Consider the following 15368-nt stretch of genomic DNA (forward strand, 5'->3'; position numbering starts at 1 on the left):
ATTCGTACCCCCGAGCGACGACGTGAAAGAATATCCATCCGTGAAGACTTTCGATTCGCTGTTCGCCGAGCTCACCGACCGCTCGAAGACCCGCCCCGAGGGTTCGGGCACCGTAGCAGCGTTGGACGCGGGAGTTCATTTCCAGGGCAAGAAGGTCCTCGAAGAAGCCGGTGAAGTGTGGATCGCCGCCGAGCACGAGAGCGACGAGGCACTCGCCGAGGAGATCTCGCAGCTGCTCTACTGGGTCCAGGTGATGATGGTGGGTAGAGGCCTCGAACTCGAGGACGTCTACAAACATCTGTGAGTTCGATCCGCATGTCGCTCCCGAACTCGTCGAACAAGGAAAACTCCATGCTGCGCGTAGCCGTACCCAACAAGGGCGCTCTCTCCGAGTCCGCCGCCGAAATTCTCAGTGAAGCCGGCTACCGACGCCGAAGCGATTCCAAGGATCTGACGGTTCTCGATCCGGCGAACGGCGTCGAATTCTTCTTTCTGCGCCCCAAAGACATCGCGATCTACGTCGGATCCGGGCAGCTGGATCTGGGCATCACCGGACGCGACCTGGCTCTCGATTCGGGTGCTGCTGTCGAAGAGCGGCTGGCACTCGGATTCGGCCGATCGACCTTCCGCTATGCCGCACCCGCGGGCAAGGAGTGGGCACCCGAGGATCTGGGTGGATTGCGCATCGCGACGTCCTATCCCAACCTGGTGCGCAAGGATCTGGCCGCCAGAGGACTCGAAGCAACGGTCATCCGCCTCGACGGTGCGGTGGAGATCTCCATCCAGCTCGGGGTCGCCGACGCGATCGCCGACGTCGTGGAGTCGGGTCGCTCGCTGCGTCAGAACAACCTCGTGGCATTCGGCGAATCTCTCTGCGATTCCGAGGGCGTCTTGATCGAACGAGCAGGCACCCCGGGCACCGACTCCGCACGCAAGCAACTCATCGCCCGCGTACAGGGCGTCGTCTTCGCGCAGCAGTACCTGATGCTCGATTACGACTGCCCCAAGTCGATCCTCGACGAGGCCGTCAAGATCACTCCTGGAATCGAATCGCCCACCCTGGCGCCGATGGTCGACGACAACTGGGTTGCCGTGCGCGCCATGGTCTCTCGTAAGGTCCACAACAATGTCATGGACCAGCTCGCCGAGCTCGGTGCCAAGGCGATCCTCGCCTCCGACATCAGGTCCTGCCGCGCGTTCTGAATCCGAATTCACGTCGTCACAGCGCTGACGTCTCGATCGGACGAGACGTCAGCTGCGACGTCGAACCAACACCGTCTGAGCGATGCGACCGACAGGTCCTCGTTCGTCGCTGAGGGTGCCCGCGCACATTGCGATTCCGTCCGGCCCGGTGGAGGTCTCGGCGGACACCCCGATCCAATCTCCCTGCGGCACGCGGAACACGTGCACGGTCAGATCGGTGTTCAGGAACGTCCATTCGTCGATCGGGAGCTTGGCTCCGATTCCGTTGGCGATGTCGGCGATCGAGAACAGTCTCTCCAACGGAGTCATCGATTCACCCTGCACCAGAACGGGTCTGGGTCTTGCCCACACCTGGCCCGGCCCCGGCTCGCCGAGTCCGGTGAGAGTCCTGAACTCGACGGCGTCGAGATAGCCCGACGACCAGGTGCCACCGAAGGTGTAATCGACACCGTTGCTCACCGATCGCATCACCGGATCCCCGGAGTGTGCAACGTCGTCGGTCGGCGTGGTGCGCATACGCCACGCGCTGCCGCGGGCCACCGCCCGGGCAGTTCCCGACGTGCCGTCCGCCCAGAGTTCCGCGACAACGAGCTCGATATTGGCACCGGGACGCTCCGTCCATGACCGGATCTCGATGTCCCCGACCGGAACCGGTCCGAGGATGTCGACGGCCACGCGACTGATACGGGTGTCCTCCCTGGCGTCGACTCGCTCGAGCGCCCGGACCAACAGGGCCGACGGCGGAGCGCCGTGTTGCATCGTCGGTGCCCACAGGCTGACGGTGTGCTCGGTAGCGGTGACCCGCTCGTGGCCTTCGCTGCCGACACCGGCGGGAACGAAGAAGGCATTCGGAACCGTCACAGCTCGGCCCCCGCCGGTTCGGCAGCGGCCGTGGGCCAGCCCGGATACGCCGGGGGAGTACCACCGAATTCCGGACACAGCGCCTGGTGGTCGCACCACTTGCACAACGCGCCCCGTTTGGCGCGGAAATCGCCGGTCTCGCCCGCAGCCAGAATCGCTTTCCAGATGGCCGAGAGCATGCGCTCGAACCTCCGCAACTCACCCTCGTCCGGGGTGTAGGTCAGCTCCTGCTTGTCGGAGAGGTACATCAACTTCAGTTGTGCCGGAACGACTCCGCGCATCCGCATGATCATCAACGCGTAGAACTTCATCTGGAACAGCGCCTTGGACTCGGTGAACTCTCGCGGTGCCCGGCCGGTCTTGTAGTCGACGACGCGGATCATCCCGTTCGGTGCCACGTCGATCCGATCGATGAATCCGCGCAGCGGCGTACCGTCGTCCAGCAATACCTCCACGCGCTGTTCGCAGGACTCGGGCTCGAATCGAGTGGGGTCTTCGAGCTCGTAGTACCCGGCGACCAGCGCGCGAGCCCGGTCGAGAAACGCCGGTCTTTCGTCCGCCGGAACCAGACTCTCGATGTCGGGTGACCGAGCGACCACTCGCTCCCACGCAGGATCGACGAGTTCTCGCGCAGTGGCCGGAACACGATCCTGTGCGGGCAACGCGTACAGGGCCTCCAATGCGGCATGCACCACAGTTCCCTTCACCTGAGCTTCGGTGGAGACCTCGGGAATCCGGTCGACGGCACGCAGGCGATAGAGGAGTGGGCACTGCTTGAAATCACCTGCGCGCGAAGGCGACAACGCCGGTGTACTGCGGGAGCCGGACGTCGCCGGCGACGTCTGCTCGCTGTCGCCGAGATCGAGTAGAGGCAAGTCGACGGGCGTCGACGCGGAAATACTCACGACTGCGACCCTATGCCGTTGGTCCGACATCTTCGGTCAAGGCCGTAGTCTGGCACGTCGAGTCGTCCCGGGTGTCGGACCGCAACAGGTCGGGCACCGAACAGAGCTACGAAAGCAGGTTCCGCTGTGCCGTCCGGTGATGCTGTGTCCTTCGGTGATTCCGCGTCCGCGTCGACCGACGGGCCCGAGGTCGACGCGATCGTCGATGCCCCGGTCATCGGTGCGGACGAAGTGGTCACCGCAACTGTCGACGAAATCGAACTCGACGAAGCTCTCGCGACCGATGACGACGTGCCGGTCGAGTCGGTACCGACCGGACCCGCCCGCAGCGGACCGTTCCGCGTCGGAGATCGAGTCCAGCTCACCGACGGGAAGGGCCGCCACTACACGGTGGTGCTCGAGGCGGGCAAGGAGTTCCACACCCACCGGGGCGGAATCACGCACGACAAACTGCTCGGTGCCGACGAGGGCAGCGTCGTCACCTCCGTCAACGGCACCCCCTACCTCGCGCTTCGGCCGCTGCTGACCGACTACGTGCTGTCGATGCCGCGCGGCGCGCAGGTCATCTACCCCAAGGACGCAGCCCAGATCGTGCACGAGGGCGACATGTTCCCCGGTGCGCGCGTGCTGGAGGCCGGTGCCGGATCGGGCGCTCTGACGTGCTCGCTGCTGCGTGCCGTCGGTACCGCAGGGACGGTCATCTCCTACGAGATTCGCCAGGACCACGCCGACTACGCGATCAAGAACGTCGAGACGTTCTTCGGCGAGCGGCCGGCCAACTGGCACCTGACGGTGGCGGACGTGGACCAGTTCGGTGTCGATCGTCCCGGTGAGCAGGTAGATCGCGTCGTCCTCGACATGCTCGCGCCCTGGGACGCACTGCCTGCCGTATCGAAGGCTCTCGTTCCCGGCGGCGTGCTGCTGGTCTACGTCGCAACGGTGACACAGTTGTCCAAGGTCGTCGAAGCCCTTCGCGCGCAGGAGTGCTGGACCGAACCCCGCTCGTGGGAGTCGATGGTGCGCGGGTGGCACGTCGTCGGACTGGCCGTTCGCCCCGAGCATCGGATGCAGGGGCACACAGCATTCCTCGTCAGTGTCCGACGCCTCGCCGAGGGCACCGTCACGCCGAAGCCGCAGCGTCGGTCCGGCAAGGGCTGACGATCCCAGCGGCGTCGCCGAGGATTCCCGGCCTCTAGGCGCAGGGTGCCTGCCCCATGGCGAGAATCTGGCACGTACTGGCATCTGAGAGCTTCCAGTCGCCGTCGATCAGCACCCAGGTCTGCGGGGACGGCGCTGCCGTTCCCCGCGGAGTGGCGATCGCGACGTCGGCGGTGGACGTCTCGCCCTCGACCGTCGGTTCGGCAACCTCGAACGTGATAGCGCCGTAGTTCGCCAGAGCCGCGGTCATCGCTTCGAGGTTGCTCAGGCGTGCCTGCCCGTTCTCGACCGAAGTCGCCTTCCTCGCCGCGTCGACATCCGGTGCCACCAGTTGCAGCAGAGATGCTTCGAGTTCAGCCGCGGTAGGTGCTGCGACGGTGGGTGCATCGGTTGCGGGATCGCTGATTTCGGCGGCTGCCGTCGAATTGTGATCGGTGTGATCGGAATCGTCGCTCGAACTGCAGCCGGCCACCGAAATCATCGCTGCCGCGAGCGCGACACCTGCCGAGAATATGCGCATCTTCACTGGTGAAGCCCCTGATCCCATGGTCGGTCCGCTGCTTGGTCAGGTGAGGCTAACATGAACTCGACCGACGCTCGGGTGCGGTCGAGACACACTGCTTCTCCGTCCCGATCGTGGTGTCGGTCCGCACATTCGGGCCGGTGCCGGTAGCGTTGATAGATCGTCACTGGGAGGAGTCGCTCATGAGCTCAACAGACAATCCGGATGTGGCCGCGGCCAGAGCCGAACTGGACGCCGTGCGAGCCGAAGCTGCTTCACTGCGCCGTCAACTGGGGGAGTCCCCCGAACAGGTACGCGAACTCGAAGGACGCGTCGATTCTCTGTCGCTGCGCAACGCGAAGTTGATGGACACCCTGAAAGAGGCCAGGCAACAACTCATCGCACTTCGCGAGGAAGTGGACCGCCTCGGCCAACCGCCGAGCGGCTACGGCGTTCTGCTGAGCGTCTTCGACGACGGCACGGTGGACGTGTTCACCTCCGGACGCAAGATGAGGCTGACGTGTTCACCCAACATCGAGGCGGACTCACTGGCACCGGGACAGACGGTGCGCCTGAACGAAGCGCTCACCATCGTCGAGGCCTGCACCTTCGACCAGGTCGGCGAAATCAGCACTCTGCGTGAGCTTCTGGGCGACGGATCCCGAGCACTCGTCGTCGGTCACGCCGACGAGGAGCGAGTGGTGTGGCTGGCCAAGCCGTTGATCGACATGGTCAACGACGAGGGCCCCATCGACCCGGACGAACCGTCCCGCAAACTCCGTCCCGGCGACTCCCTGCTCGTCGACACCAAGGCCGGCTACGCCTTCGAGCGTGTCCCCAAGGCCGAGGTCGAGGACCTGGTCCTCGAAGAGGTGCCCGACGTCGGATACGAGGACATCGGTGGTCTCGGTCGGCAGATCGAGCAGATTCGCGACGCCGTCGAACTCCCGTTCCTGCACAAGGATCTGTTTCGCGAGTACTCCCTGCGTCCGCCCAAGGGCGTGCTGCTCTACGGCCCTCCCGGCTGCGGAAAGACGTTGATCGCCAAGGCGGTTGCCAACTCGTTGGCCAAGAAGATCGCCGAGGCCCGCGGCCAGGACGCCAAGGAAGCGAAGTCGTTCTTCCTCAACATCAAGGGCCCCGAGCTGCTCAACAAGTTCGTCGGCGAGACCGAGCGCCACATCCGCATGATCTTCCAGCGTGCACGGGAGAAGGCGTCCGAGGGCACCCCGGTCATCGTGTTCTTCGACGAGATGGACTCGATCTTCCGCACCCGTGGTTCGGGCGTCTCGTCCGACGTCGAGACGACGGTGGTCCCGCAGCTGCTCGCCGAGATCGACGGCGTGGAGGGCTTGGAGAACGTCATCGTGATCGGTGCCTCCAACCGTGAGGACATGATCGACCCCGCGATCCTGCGGCCCGGTCGCCTGGACGTGAAGATCAAGATCGAGCGGCCGGACGCCGAATCGGCACAGGACATCTTCTCCAAGTACCTGACCGACTCGCTGCCGGTCAACGCCGACGATGTCGCAGAGTTCGGCGGAGACCGCGCTGCCTGCATCCGAGGGATGATCGACCGCGTTGTCGAGCGTATGTACGCCGAAAGCGACGACAACCGCTTCCTCGAGGTGACGTACGCCAACGGAGACAAGGAAGTTCTGTACTTCAAGGACTTCAATTCCGGTGCCATGATCCAGAACATCGTCGACCGCGCCAAGAAGTACGCCATCAAGTCGGTACTCGAGACCGGTAACGGCGGGCTGCGCATTCAACACCTGTTCGACTCCATCGTCGACGAGTTCGCCGAGAACGAGGACCTACCGAACACCACGAACCCGGACGACTGGGCTCGAATCTCCGGCAAGAAGGGCGAGCGGATCGTCTACATCCGCACGCTGGTCACCGGCAAGAACGCCAGCGCGAGCCGGGCGATCGACACCGAGGCCAACACCGGTCAGTACCTGTAGCTTCGTCGAACACCACTTTCGGGGCGCGTCCGCACAGGGCGCGCCCCGAATGCGGTCTGTAGCCGACGTCTAGGCTCGACATATGCAGCGCATCATCGGTATCGAGGTCGAGTACGGCATATCTTCGCCCACCGAACCCACCGCCAACCCGATCCTGACATCGACCCAGGCAGTGCTCGCCTACGCGGCAGCTGCCGGGGTACCCCGGGCCAAGCGCACACGCTGGGACTACGAGGTCGAGTCGCCGCTGCGTGATGCCCGCGGATTCGACCTCGGGCGCTTCAGTGGTCCGGCACCGGTGATCGACGCCGACGAGATCGGCGCGGCCAACATGATTCTCACCAACGGTGCCCGCCTGTACGTCGACCACGCGCACCCCGAGTACTCCGCCCCGGAGGTACGCGATCCGTTGGACGCAGTGATCTGGGACAAGGCAGGCGAGCGCGTCATGGAGGCCGCCGCTCGCCACGCCTCGAGTGTGCCCGGTGCCCCGCGCCTGCAGCTCTACAAGAACAACGTCGACGGTAAGGGCGCGTCGTACGGCACCCATGAGAACTACCTGATGTCGCGCGAGACGCCGTTCTCGGCGGTCATCGCCGGTCTGTCTCCGTTCTTCGCCTCCAGGCAGGTCATCACCGGATCGGGACGCGTCGGAATCGGCCAGTCCGGTGACGAAGCGGGCTTCCAACTCTCGCAGCGGGCGGATTACATCGAAGTGGAGGTGGGCCTCGAGACCACCCTGAAGCGCGGCATCATCAACACGCGCGACGAACCACACGCGGACGCGGACAAGTACCGCCGCCTGCATTGCATCATCGGCGACGCCAATCTCGCCGAGATGTCGACCTACCTCAAGGTCGGCACCACCGCACTCGTGCTCGACCTCATCGAAGCAGGGGTCGATCTGTCCGATCTGCAGCTGGCCAGGCCGGTGACCGCAGTCCATCAGATCAGCCACGATCCGACGCTGCGCAAGGCCGTCGCGCTCGCCGACGGCCGCGAGCTGACCGGGCTTGCGCTGCAGCGGATCTACCACCAGCGTGCAGCGAAGTTCGTGGCCGCCGAGGGCAGCGACGACGCGCGCGCTCTGGATGTGCTCGACAAGTGGGCGATGGTCCTCGACCTTCTCGAACGGGATCCGATGGAGTGCGCCCATCTGTTGGACTGGCCCGCGAAATTGCGCCTGCTCGAAGGGTTCCGCCAGCGGGAGGGGCTCGGGTGGTCGGCTCCTCGGCTGCATCTGGTGGACCTGCAGTATTCCGATGTTCGCCTGGACAAAGGCCTGTACAACCGGCTGGTTGCTCGTGGGTCGATGGATCGACTGGTCACCGAGCAGCAGGTGCTCGATGCCGTCGGCACGCCGCCGAATGATACGAGGGCGTACTTCCGCGGTGAGTGCCTGCGCAAGTTCGGTGCCGACATCGCCGCCGCGAGCTGGGACTCGGTCATCTTCGATCTCGGCGGCGACTCCCTTGTCCGCATCCCGACCCTCGAGCCGCTTCGAGGCACGAAATCGCACGTCGGTGCGCTGCTCGAGTCGGTCGACAGTGCCGCCGAACTCGTCGATCAGCTCACCAACTGACGCGCCCGAAGACCGGTACCGACTATTCGCGGTGTCTTGCCGACCGACGGAGTCGGTCTGTCGGTAGGGTAAAGGTCCGTGCACTTTCGGCGGAACGTTCGGTTGCACTTGCACATCCACGACGGTGCACCTCGGATCGACCGGTGAGAGTGCAGTAGATCTGTTTTCTCGATATACGGAGGAGGTCGGCGACTATGGCACAGGAGCAGACACGGCGCTCTGGCGGCGGCGACGACGATGAGGTTCCAGGCGACACCGGAGCCGGTGGTCAGGAACGACGCGAGAAGCTGGCCGAGGAGACCGACGACCTTCTCGACGAGATCGACGACGTGCTCGAGGAAAACGCCGAGGACTTCGTGCGCGCCTACGTTCAGAAGGGCGGCCAGTGACGGTGGATCGTTCGGACCCACGGTCGGCCGGCGACGGAACGGCGATTCCGTTCGGGTCGAGCAGCTCGTCGTTCTCCGATTATCTTCGTCAGCACGCCCCCCATCTGTTGCCCGAGAGCGCTATCGCAGCGGACCTGGCGTCCCACACCGCGAACGGCGGGTCGGACAAGTCCGGTATCGCCCCGCACGGGACGACGATCGTCGCGCTGACCTACGCGGGCGGCGTTCTGATCGCGGGTGACCGGCGAGCCACGCAGGGCAATCTGATCGCCAATCGCGACATGCAGAAGGTCTACGTCACCGACGATTACTCCGCAGCGGGTATCGCCGGAACTGCCGGCATAGCGATCGAACTGGTGCGGCTCTTCGCCGTCGAACTCGAGCACTACGAGAAGATCGAGGGCGTGCCGCTCACGTTCAACGGCAAGGCCAACAAGCTGTCGTCGATGGTCCGAAGCAATCTCGGTGCCGCGATGCAAGGGCTCGCCGCGGTCCCGCTGTTGGTCGGGTTCGACATCGACATCTCGGATCCGGATCGTGCCGGACGAATCGTGTCCTACGACGTGGTCGGCGGGCGATACGAGGAGCGTTCGGGCTACCACGCGGTGGGATCGGGCTCGCTGTTCGCCAAGTCCGCGCTCAAGAAGCTCTATCGCCCCGGAATGACCGAGGAGGAGGCGATTCGCGCAGCGGTGGAATCGCTGTACGACGCCGCCGACGACGACTCGGCCACCGGTGGTCCTGACGTCACCCGCGGGATCTACCCGACGGCTGTCGCCATCACCAGCGTCGGTGCGGACGATGTTGCGCACGACAGGATTTCGGCTGCGGCTCGGTCCGTCCTCGCGGAGCGGACCGAGAGCGCCGCACATTCCGGCGGTGCCGAGCATCACACCCGGGCCGGTCAGCAAGTGAGCGAAGGGGGTAGCGCACCATGACGATGCCGTACTACGCATCTGCCGAACAGATCATGCGCGATCGTTCGGAGTTGGCGCGCAAGGGAATCGGCCGCGGCCGCAGCGTCATCGTGCTGACGTACGCGGACGGGGTGCTCTTCGTGGCCGAGAACCGTTCGACCGCGTTGCACAAGGTGAGCGAACTGTACGACCGGATCGGCTTCGCGGCCGTTGGCAAGTACAACGAGTTCGAGAACCTGCGCAAGGCCGGAATTCAGCACGCCGACATCAAGGGATACACCTACGATCGGCGTGACGTGACCGGTCGTTCGCTCGCCAAGACGTACGCCCAGGCACTCGGCACGATCTTCACCGAGCAGCTCAAGCCGTACGAGGTCGAGATCTGTGTCGCGGAGGTCTCGCATCAGGACGAGCCGATCGCGACCCAGCTCTACCGCATCACCTACGACGGATCCATCGTCGACGAGCAGGATTTCGTCGTCATGGGCGGAACGACCGAGCCGATCGTGGCTGCGCTCAAGGACACGTACCGGTCCGGACTCGATCTGGCCGACGCGGTCCGTGTCGCCGTCGACGCACTCACGGCAGGTCCGGCGACGCCGCCTGCGGCGGGCGGTGAGCCGGAGAAGAAGGTTCTCGAGGTGTCGGCGCTCGAGGTTGCGGTGCTGGACCAGGGTCGGCCGAGGCGAGCGTTCCGACGCATAGCCGGAGCTGCGCTCGAGGACATGTTGCCGACGCCGTCTGCGGCGGCCGAGGCAGTGACCGATACCGAAGCGGCACCGCCCTCCTGATCGGTGGCCCCGATTTTCCCACGGTCTCGCGCTCTATCGCGTCCCATAGAGCGCGAGGCCCGGAATGTGACTGGGGGACACGAAACACCATCACTCGCCCCCCACAACCCCCACGGCCCCCCCCGCAACCGGGGCGCCCTCCACCTCGACGGTCAGTTTCTTCACCGCTCGACGGACGTAGGCGGGTGACGAGCCGAGGGTGCCGGTCAACGTTGCCCACAGCAGTCTGGTTCTCGATGCCTTCGGCTCCGACGGTAGAAACCTGACATCGAGGGTTCCGGTGTGAATACTGCTGCGAGACATGGGAACTTGATCTGCCGGTACGTAGTTGCCGTTGCCCACGAACAACATCCAGACCGAATGCCTGGTGCCGTCGAGCCCGATGTTCAGTGGTTCCGCAGCCGCCAGCACCCTCGTCATCGCAATGGCGGCGGCCGGCCATTTGCCGATTCGGCGCTGCAACTTCTGACGCAGCCGCACAGAGTCGGGGTAACCACCGAAGGTAGCGGTGTTGACGAACGACACGCTGCGGCCGTCGACGGACACCTCGGCGATGTCGACCAGTTCGGCGGTGCCCGCTTCCACGGCCGCAGCGGTGTCCTCCACGACGGTCAGCCCGGTGTCGCGAGCGAAGTGGTTGAGGGTGCCGCCCGGAAATGCTGCGAGCGGCAACCCGTTGCGTACCGCCGACGCGGCGACACTGACCACAGTTCCGTCGCCGCCGCAGACACCGAGCGCACGCGGGGAGGTGCTCCGAATTCGCTGCTCGAGTTGCTCGTTGAAGTCCCGGTCGGGATCAGGTACGAACAGATCTGCCTCGGGAAGTGCTCGACGGATCGAGTCGGGCACGGCTTCCGAGTCGTCGCCCGAACCCGGATTGACGAGCACCAGCAGCCCCCGGCCGCCCGGCAGCGGCTCGACGTCGACCGGCGAGCCCAGATCGGCGGGCTTGCCCGACCGCACGGCCCACCAGCGACGGGTGGACAACGCGATGGCCGAGCCGAGAGCGGCACCGGCGATGACGTCTGTCGGCCAGTGCACCCCGACGTGGACCCGCGAGTAACACACCGCAGCCGCAACGGGCGCCAGCAGCACACCCGCTACCGGGGATTCGATCGCCACCGCCGTGACGAACGCAGCCGCGGACGCCGAATGACCGGACGGGAACGACGACGACACCGGTGGAGCCAGCACCTGACGCAGGACGGGAACCGACTCGGAGTCCGGACGAGTTCGCGGAAACAACGGTTTGAGCAGGCCGTTCGCGACCGAGCTCGCACCCGCCAGAGCGACGAGACCCCGAACGCCCCCGCGTCGGGCCGGGCCACCTGCAGCGACGAGAAGCGCAGCCGCGCCGAGCCACAGACGACCGTGATCGGCGGCGTTGCTCAGCGCGCGCAGGCCGCCGTCCGCTCGGCTCTGCCGCAGAGCAGCACTTCGTGCCACCAGGGACAGATCCCACGCGTGAACGGCCGTCGAGATCGAGGTGCGCGTGGAAGTCATGACGCCCAGCCTAAGCACGTGCGACAGCATCCTCACCGACGGACGACATCGGGGCGCTCCGACACATCGTTTCCAGGGTTGCGTTGTAGTGTCGAAGTGTGCAGCGACGAATTATGGGCATCGAGACAGAGTTCGGTGTCACATGTACTTTCCACGGACATCGACGCCTGAGTCCGGACGAAGTGGCTCGCTATCTGTTCCGTCGAGTCGTCTCGTGGGGTCGCAGCTCGAATGTGTTCCTTCGCAACGGTGCCCGCCTGTACCTCGATGTGGGCTCGCACCCCGAGTACGCCACCGCCGAGTGCGACAGTCTGCTGCAGTTGGTCACCCACGACCGCGCCGGCGAACGGGTACTGGAAGATCTGCTGATCGATGCCGAGCAGCGCCTGGCAGAGGAGGGCATCGGCGGCGATATCTACCTGTTCAAGAACAACACCGACTCGGCCGGCAACTCCTACGGCTGCCACGAGAATTTCCTGGTTCAGCGGGCGGGGGAGTTCTCCCGAATCTCGGACGTTCTGCTGCCGTTCCTGGTCACGCGTCAGTTGATCTGCGGCGCAGGCAAGGTACTGCAGACGCCGAAGGCGGCGACGTTCTGCCTGTCGCAGCGCGCCGAGCACATCTGGGAGGGCGTCTCCTCGGCCACCACCCGTTCGCGGCCGATCATCAACACTCGCGACGAGCCGCACGCCGACGCCGAGAAGTACCGCCGGCTGCACGTCATCGTGGGCGACTCGAACATGGCCGAGACCTCGACGATGCTCAAGGTCGGAACGGCAGCCCTCGTTCTCGAGATGATCGAGGCGGGCGTGTCCTTCCGAGACTTCGCACTGGACAATCCGATTCGCGCCATCCGAGAGGTCAGCCACGATCTCACCGGACGCCGTCCCGTTCGACTCGCCGGGGGACGACAGGCCAGCGCCCTCGACATTCAGCGCGAGTACTACGCGCGAGCCGTCGAGCATCTCAAGACGCGCGAGCCGAACACTCAGGTGGAGCAGGTCGTCGATCTGTGGGGACGCACGCTCGACGCAATCGAGACACAGGATTTCGCGAAGGTCGACACCGAGATCGACTGGGTCATCAAGCGCAAGCTGTTTCAGCGTTACCAGGACCGGTACTCGATGGAGCTGTCCGATCCCAAGATCGCACAGTTGGACCTGGCGTACCACGACATCAAGCGTGGCCGGGGGGTCTTCGACCTGTTGCAGCGCAAGGGTCTTGCGAAGAGAGTCACCGAGGACGAACAGATCGACGAGGCCGTCGATCTACCGCCTCAGACCACCCGAGCCAAGCTGCGCGGAGAATTCATCACGGCCGCCCAGGAGGCAGGTCGCGACTTCACGGTCGACTGGGTGCACCTCAAACTTAACGATCAGGCTCAGCGAACCGTGCTCTGCAAGGACCCGTTCCGCTCGGTCGACGAGCGGGTCGAGCGGTTGATCGCGTCGATGTAGCCAGGTGGACCTCCGGTAGCTCGGGTCGCTACCGCTCGGTCCTCCGATGAGCAACTAGGCTCGACTGTCGTGGCCACCACCAAAGTCGAACGCCTGATGAACCTGGTCATCTGTCTGTTGTCGACACGTCAGTTCCTGACCGCGGAGTGGATCCGCGAGAGCGTTGCCGGATACGACGACTCCACCAGCCACGAGGCGTTCAGCCGGATGTTCGAGCGGGACAAGAACGAACTGCGCGATCTCGGAGTCCCGTTGGAGACCGGCACTGCCACCAGGTTCGGGGGCGTCGAGGGCTATCGCATCAACCGCGACGCATACGAACTGCCCGACATCGACCTCACCAGCGCGGAATCGGCCGCCGTCGCGGTCGCCGTCAAACTGTGGGAATCACCGGAGCTCACCTCCGCGGCGCAGAGCGCGCTGCTCAAACTTCGAGCGGCGGGAATCCAGGTCGACCAGAACGAGTCCGCTGCGGCGGTGACCGCGGTTCCCGCACGCACCAGGGGCTCGGAACCTGCGCTGGGTGCCTTGCTGGCCGCGATCGACGACGGTAGATCGGTACGTTTCCAACACCGACCCTCGCTGACCGAGCCGTTCACCACCAGAACCGTCCAGCCGTGGGGTGTCGTGACATTTCGCGGCCGCTGGTATCTGGTGGGACACGACGTGGATCGCAACGACACCCGCACGTTCCGCCTCTCCCGAATCGGCGACGACGTCAAACCGTTCGGCACCGCGCAGAGCGTGCGCAAGCCCGATGGCATCGACCTGCAGGACATCGTCCGCCGAGTGGCGGGCACGTCCTCGGTGGCGGGCACGGCCCGGGTATGGCTGCACGACGGCAAGGCGCTGGAATTACGCAGGATGGGAACGGCGGTGGGTGTGCAGAGTCTCGGTGCCCGCAGCGGCACCGTCGTGGAGGTTCCCGTGCGGTCCTGGGACTGGATCTCGCGGTTGATAGCAGGTCACGGCGCGGATGCGGTGGTACTCGAACCCGCCGAACTGCGCGCCGACGTGATCTCGACACTGCGGACAGCGGCCGATGTGGAGAACGAGCGATGAGCGCGCGACTGTCGGTTCGGCTGGCCAGGTTGCTCAACATGGTGCCGTTCTTCATGGCCAATCCCGGGTTGAGCGCTGAGGAGGCCGCCCGGGAGCTGGGGGTGTCGACGGCGACGCTGATGGCCGATCTCAATCAGCTCTGGATGTGCGGTCTGCCCGGCTACGGCCCGGGTGATCTCATCGATCTGTCGTTCTCCGAGGAGAGCATCGACGTGACGTTCTCGGCCGGCATCGATCGACCGCTGCGCCTGACGTCGACCGAGGCGACGGCCCTGTTGGTTGCGCTTCGATCTCTGACGTCGATGCCAGGGATGGTCGACCCGTCCGCCGCTCAGCGCGCGATCGCGAAGATCGAGACCGCGGCAGGATCGGCGGCGGCCAACGTGCCACTCTCGTCCGATCACGACGGCACGGATACGGAGGAGGGGCCGGTCCCTGCCACCGTCCGATCCGCATTGCGGCACCGGCACGCTCTGGAACTGACCTATTACTCCGCGTCGCGGGACGTCCTGACCGAGCGGACCGTGGACCCGATCAGGACGGTGGTCGTCGACGACAACAGCTATGTCCAGGCGTGGTGCCGAAGCGCCGAGGGTGTTCGGCTTTTCCGGTTCGACCGCATCGACTCGGCCACCGAACTCGACGAACCGGCCGCGCCGCCGGAATCGGTGCAGGACGAGGACGCCTTCGAGATCTTCAACGACGATCCCTCGCTGTCGCAGGCGCGGCTGAAGGTCTCACCTGCATTCACCTGGATCCTGGACTACTACCCGATGACACAGGTCGCGGCGGATGCGGACGGGTCGATCGTGGTCACGATGCGATTCGCCACGCTGCAGTGGATGACACGGTTGACGTTGGGCTTCGGCGGCGGAGTCACGGTACTGGCACCTGAATCCTTGGTGAACTCCGTCCGCGACCGAGCACGTTCGGCCCTGGACGCGTACGCAGAGTTCGACGCCACCAGCGCGGACGGTCCCGTCGCCACATGAACACCGGGCAAACCCGGACCCGCCGCTGCCGAAGTCGGCACCCGTGGTCGGGTACGCTCGATTCATCTGATCTGTAGGA

At 65.2% G+C, this 15368-nt stretch carries 15 protein-coding genes; 11 read left to right on the forward strand and 4 right to left on the reverse strand.

Annotation, left to right across the window (positions count from 1 at the left end):
- The first annotated feature begins 40 nt into the window (after positions 1-40).
- Positions 41-304, forward strand: coding sequence for a phosphoribosyl-ATP diphosphatase (locus tag R3P95_RS03540; RefSeq protein ID WP_032398466.1), 264 nt, complete (start codon positions 41-43; stop codon positions 302-304).
- 47 nt (positions 305-351) lie between these two features.
- Positions 352-1203 (forward strand): ATP phosphoribosyltransferase, encoded by an 852-nt coding sequence (hisG, locus tag R3P95_RS03545; protein WP_037190018.1) that lies wholly within the window; start codon positions 352-354, stop codon positions 1201-1203.
- Positions 1204-1251: 48 nt separating this feature from the next.
- Here hisG and R3P95_RS03550 read toward each other — a convergent pair whose 3' ends face one another.
- Both R3P95_RS03550 and R3P95_RS03555 read right to left on the reverse strand, forming a co-directional pair.
- Complete coding sequence (locus R3P95_RS03550; RefSeq protein ID WP_149405784.1) at positions 1252-2064, reverse strand: thioesterase family protein; 813 nt, start codon at positions 2062-2064, stop codon at positions 1252-1254.
- Positions 2061-2963: a RecB family exonuclease gene (locus tag R3P95_RS03555; protein ID WP_394855383.1), complete on the reverse strand. Its 903-nt coding sequence runs from the start codon at positions 2961-2963 to the stop codon at positions 2061-2063. The genes R3P95_RS03550 and R3P95_RS03555 overlap by 4 nt, the downstream gene beginning before the upstream one ends.
- Positions 2964-3260: 297 nt before the next feature.
- On the opposite strand from R3P95_RS03555, the gene R3P95_RS03560 reads away from it, so the two are divergent.
- Entirely contained in the window at positions 3261-4127 is an 867-nt protein-coding gene (locus R3P95_RS03560; RefSeq protein WP_149406013.1) for a tRNA (adenine-N1)-methyltransferase, read from the forward strand.
- Positions 4128-4161: 34 nt separating this feature from the next.
- On the opposite strand, the gene R3P95_RS03565 is transcribed toward R3P95_RS03560, so the two are convergent.
- Positions 4162-4647 carry a hypothetical protein gene (locus R3P95_RS03565; RefSeq protein ID WP_317547284.1) on the reverse strand — a complete coding sequence of 162 codons (486 nt, stop codon included), beginning with the start codon at positions 4645-4647 and terminating at the stop codon, positions 4162-4164.
- A 185-nt stretch (positions 4648-4832) separates the two neighbouring features.
- On the opposite strand from R3P95_RS03565, the gene arc reads away from it, so the two are divergent.
- The 5 genes from arc to prcA all read left to right on the forward strand — a co-directional run bounded on the left by arc (position 4833) and on the right by prcA (position 10275).
- On the forward strand, positions 4833-6596 hold the full coding sequence (gene arc / locus R3P95_RS03570) for a proteasome ATPase (protein ID WP_068050781.1): 1764 nt from the start codon (positions 4833-4835) through the stop codon (positions 6594-6596).
- Between the two features lie 82 nt (positions 6597-6678).
- Positions 6679-8178, forward strand: a complete 1500-nt coding sequence (dop, locus tag R3P95_RS03575) for a depupylase/deamidase Dop (protein ID WP_317547285.1) — start codon at positions 6679-6681, stop codon at positions 8176-8178.
- A gap of 194 nt (positions 8179-8372) precedes the next feature.
- Positions 8373-8567, forward strand: coding sequence for a ubiquitin-like protein Pup (locus tag R3P95_RS03580; protein ID WP_008716348.1), 195 nt, complete (start codon positions 8373-8375; stop codon positions 8565-8567).
- Positions 8564-9505, forward strand: coding sequence for a proteasome subunit beta (gene prcB / locus R3P95_RS03585; protein WP_317547287.1), 942 nt, complete (start codon positions 8564-8566; stop codon positions 9503-9505). Before R3P95_RS03580 ends, prcB begins: the two co-directional genes overlap by 4 nt.
- Positions 9502-10275: a proteasome subunit alpha gene (gene prcA / locus R3P95_RS03590; protein ID WP_068050778.1), complete on the forward strand. Its 774-nt coding sequence runs from the start codon at positions 9502-9504 to the stop codon at positions 10273-10275. The genes prcB and prcA overlap by 4 nt, the downstream gene beginning before the upstream one ends.
- Before the next feature lie 90 nt (positions 10276-10365).
- On the opposite strand, the gene R3P95_RS03595 is transcribed toward prcA, so the two are convergent.
- Positions 10366-11778 carry a bifunctional phosphatase PAP2/diacylglycerol kinase family protein gene (locus R3P95_RS03595; RefSeq protein ID WP_317547289.1) on the reverse strand — a complete coding sequence of 471 codons (1413 nt, stop codon included), beginning with the start codon at positions 11776-11778 and terminating at the stop codon, positions 10366-10368.
- Positions 11779-11876: 98 nt separating this feature from the next.
- On the opposite strand from R3P95_RS03595, the gene pafA reads away from it, so the two are divergent.
- The 3 genes from pafA to R3P95_RS03610 all read left to right on the forward strand — a co-directional run bounded on the left by pafA (position 11877) and on the right by R3P95_RS03610 (position 15289).
- A complete protein-coding gene (gene pafA / locus R3P95_RS03600) occupies positions 11877-13235 on the forward strand; it encodes a Pup--protein ligase (RefSeq protein ID WP_170944814.1) in 1359 nt (452 codons plus the stop codon).
- A 69-nt stretch (positions 13236-13304) separates the two neighbouring features.
- Positions 13305-14297 carry a helix-turn-helix transcriptional regulator gene (locus R3P95_RS03605; RefSeq protein WP_149405780.1) on the forward strand — a complete coding sequence of 331 codons (993 nt, stop codon included), beginning with the start codon at positions 13305-13307 and terminating at the stop codon, positions 14295-14297.
- The gene (locus R3P95_RS03610) at positions 14294-15289 is read left to right on the forward strand and encodes a helix-turn-helix transcriptional regulator (RefSeq protein WP_269594109.1); all 996 of its coding nucleotides are present in this window, start codon (positions 14294-14296) and stop codon (positions 15287-15289) included. The genes R3P95_RS03605 and R3P95_RS03610 overlap by 4 nt, the downstream gene beginning before the upstream one ends.
- Positions 15290-15368 lie beyond the last annotated feature (79 nt).

The sequence above is a fragment of the Rhodococcus cercidiphylli genome (assembly GCF_033042225.1).
GTDB lineage: Bacteria > Actinomycetota > Actinomycetes > Mycobacteriales > Mycobacteriaceae > Rhodococcoides.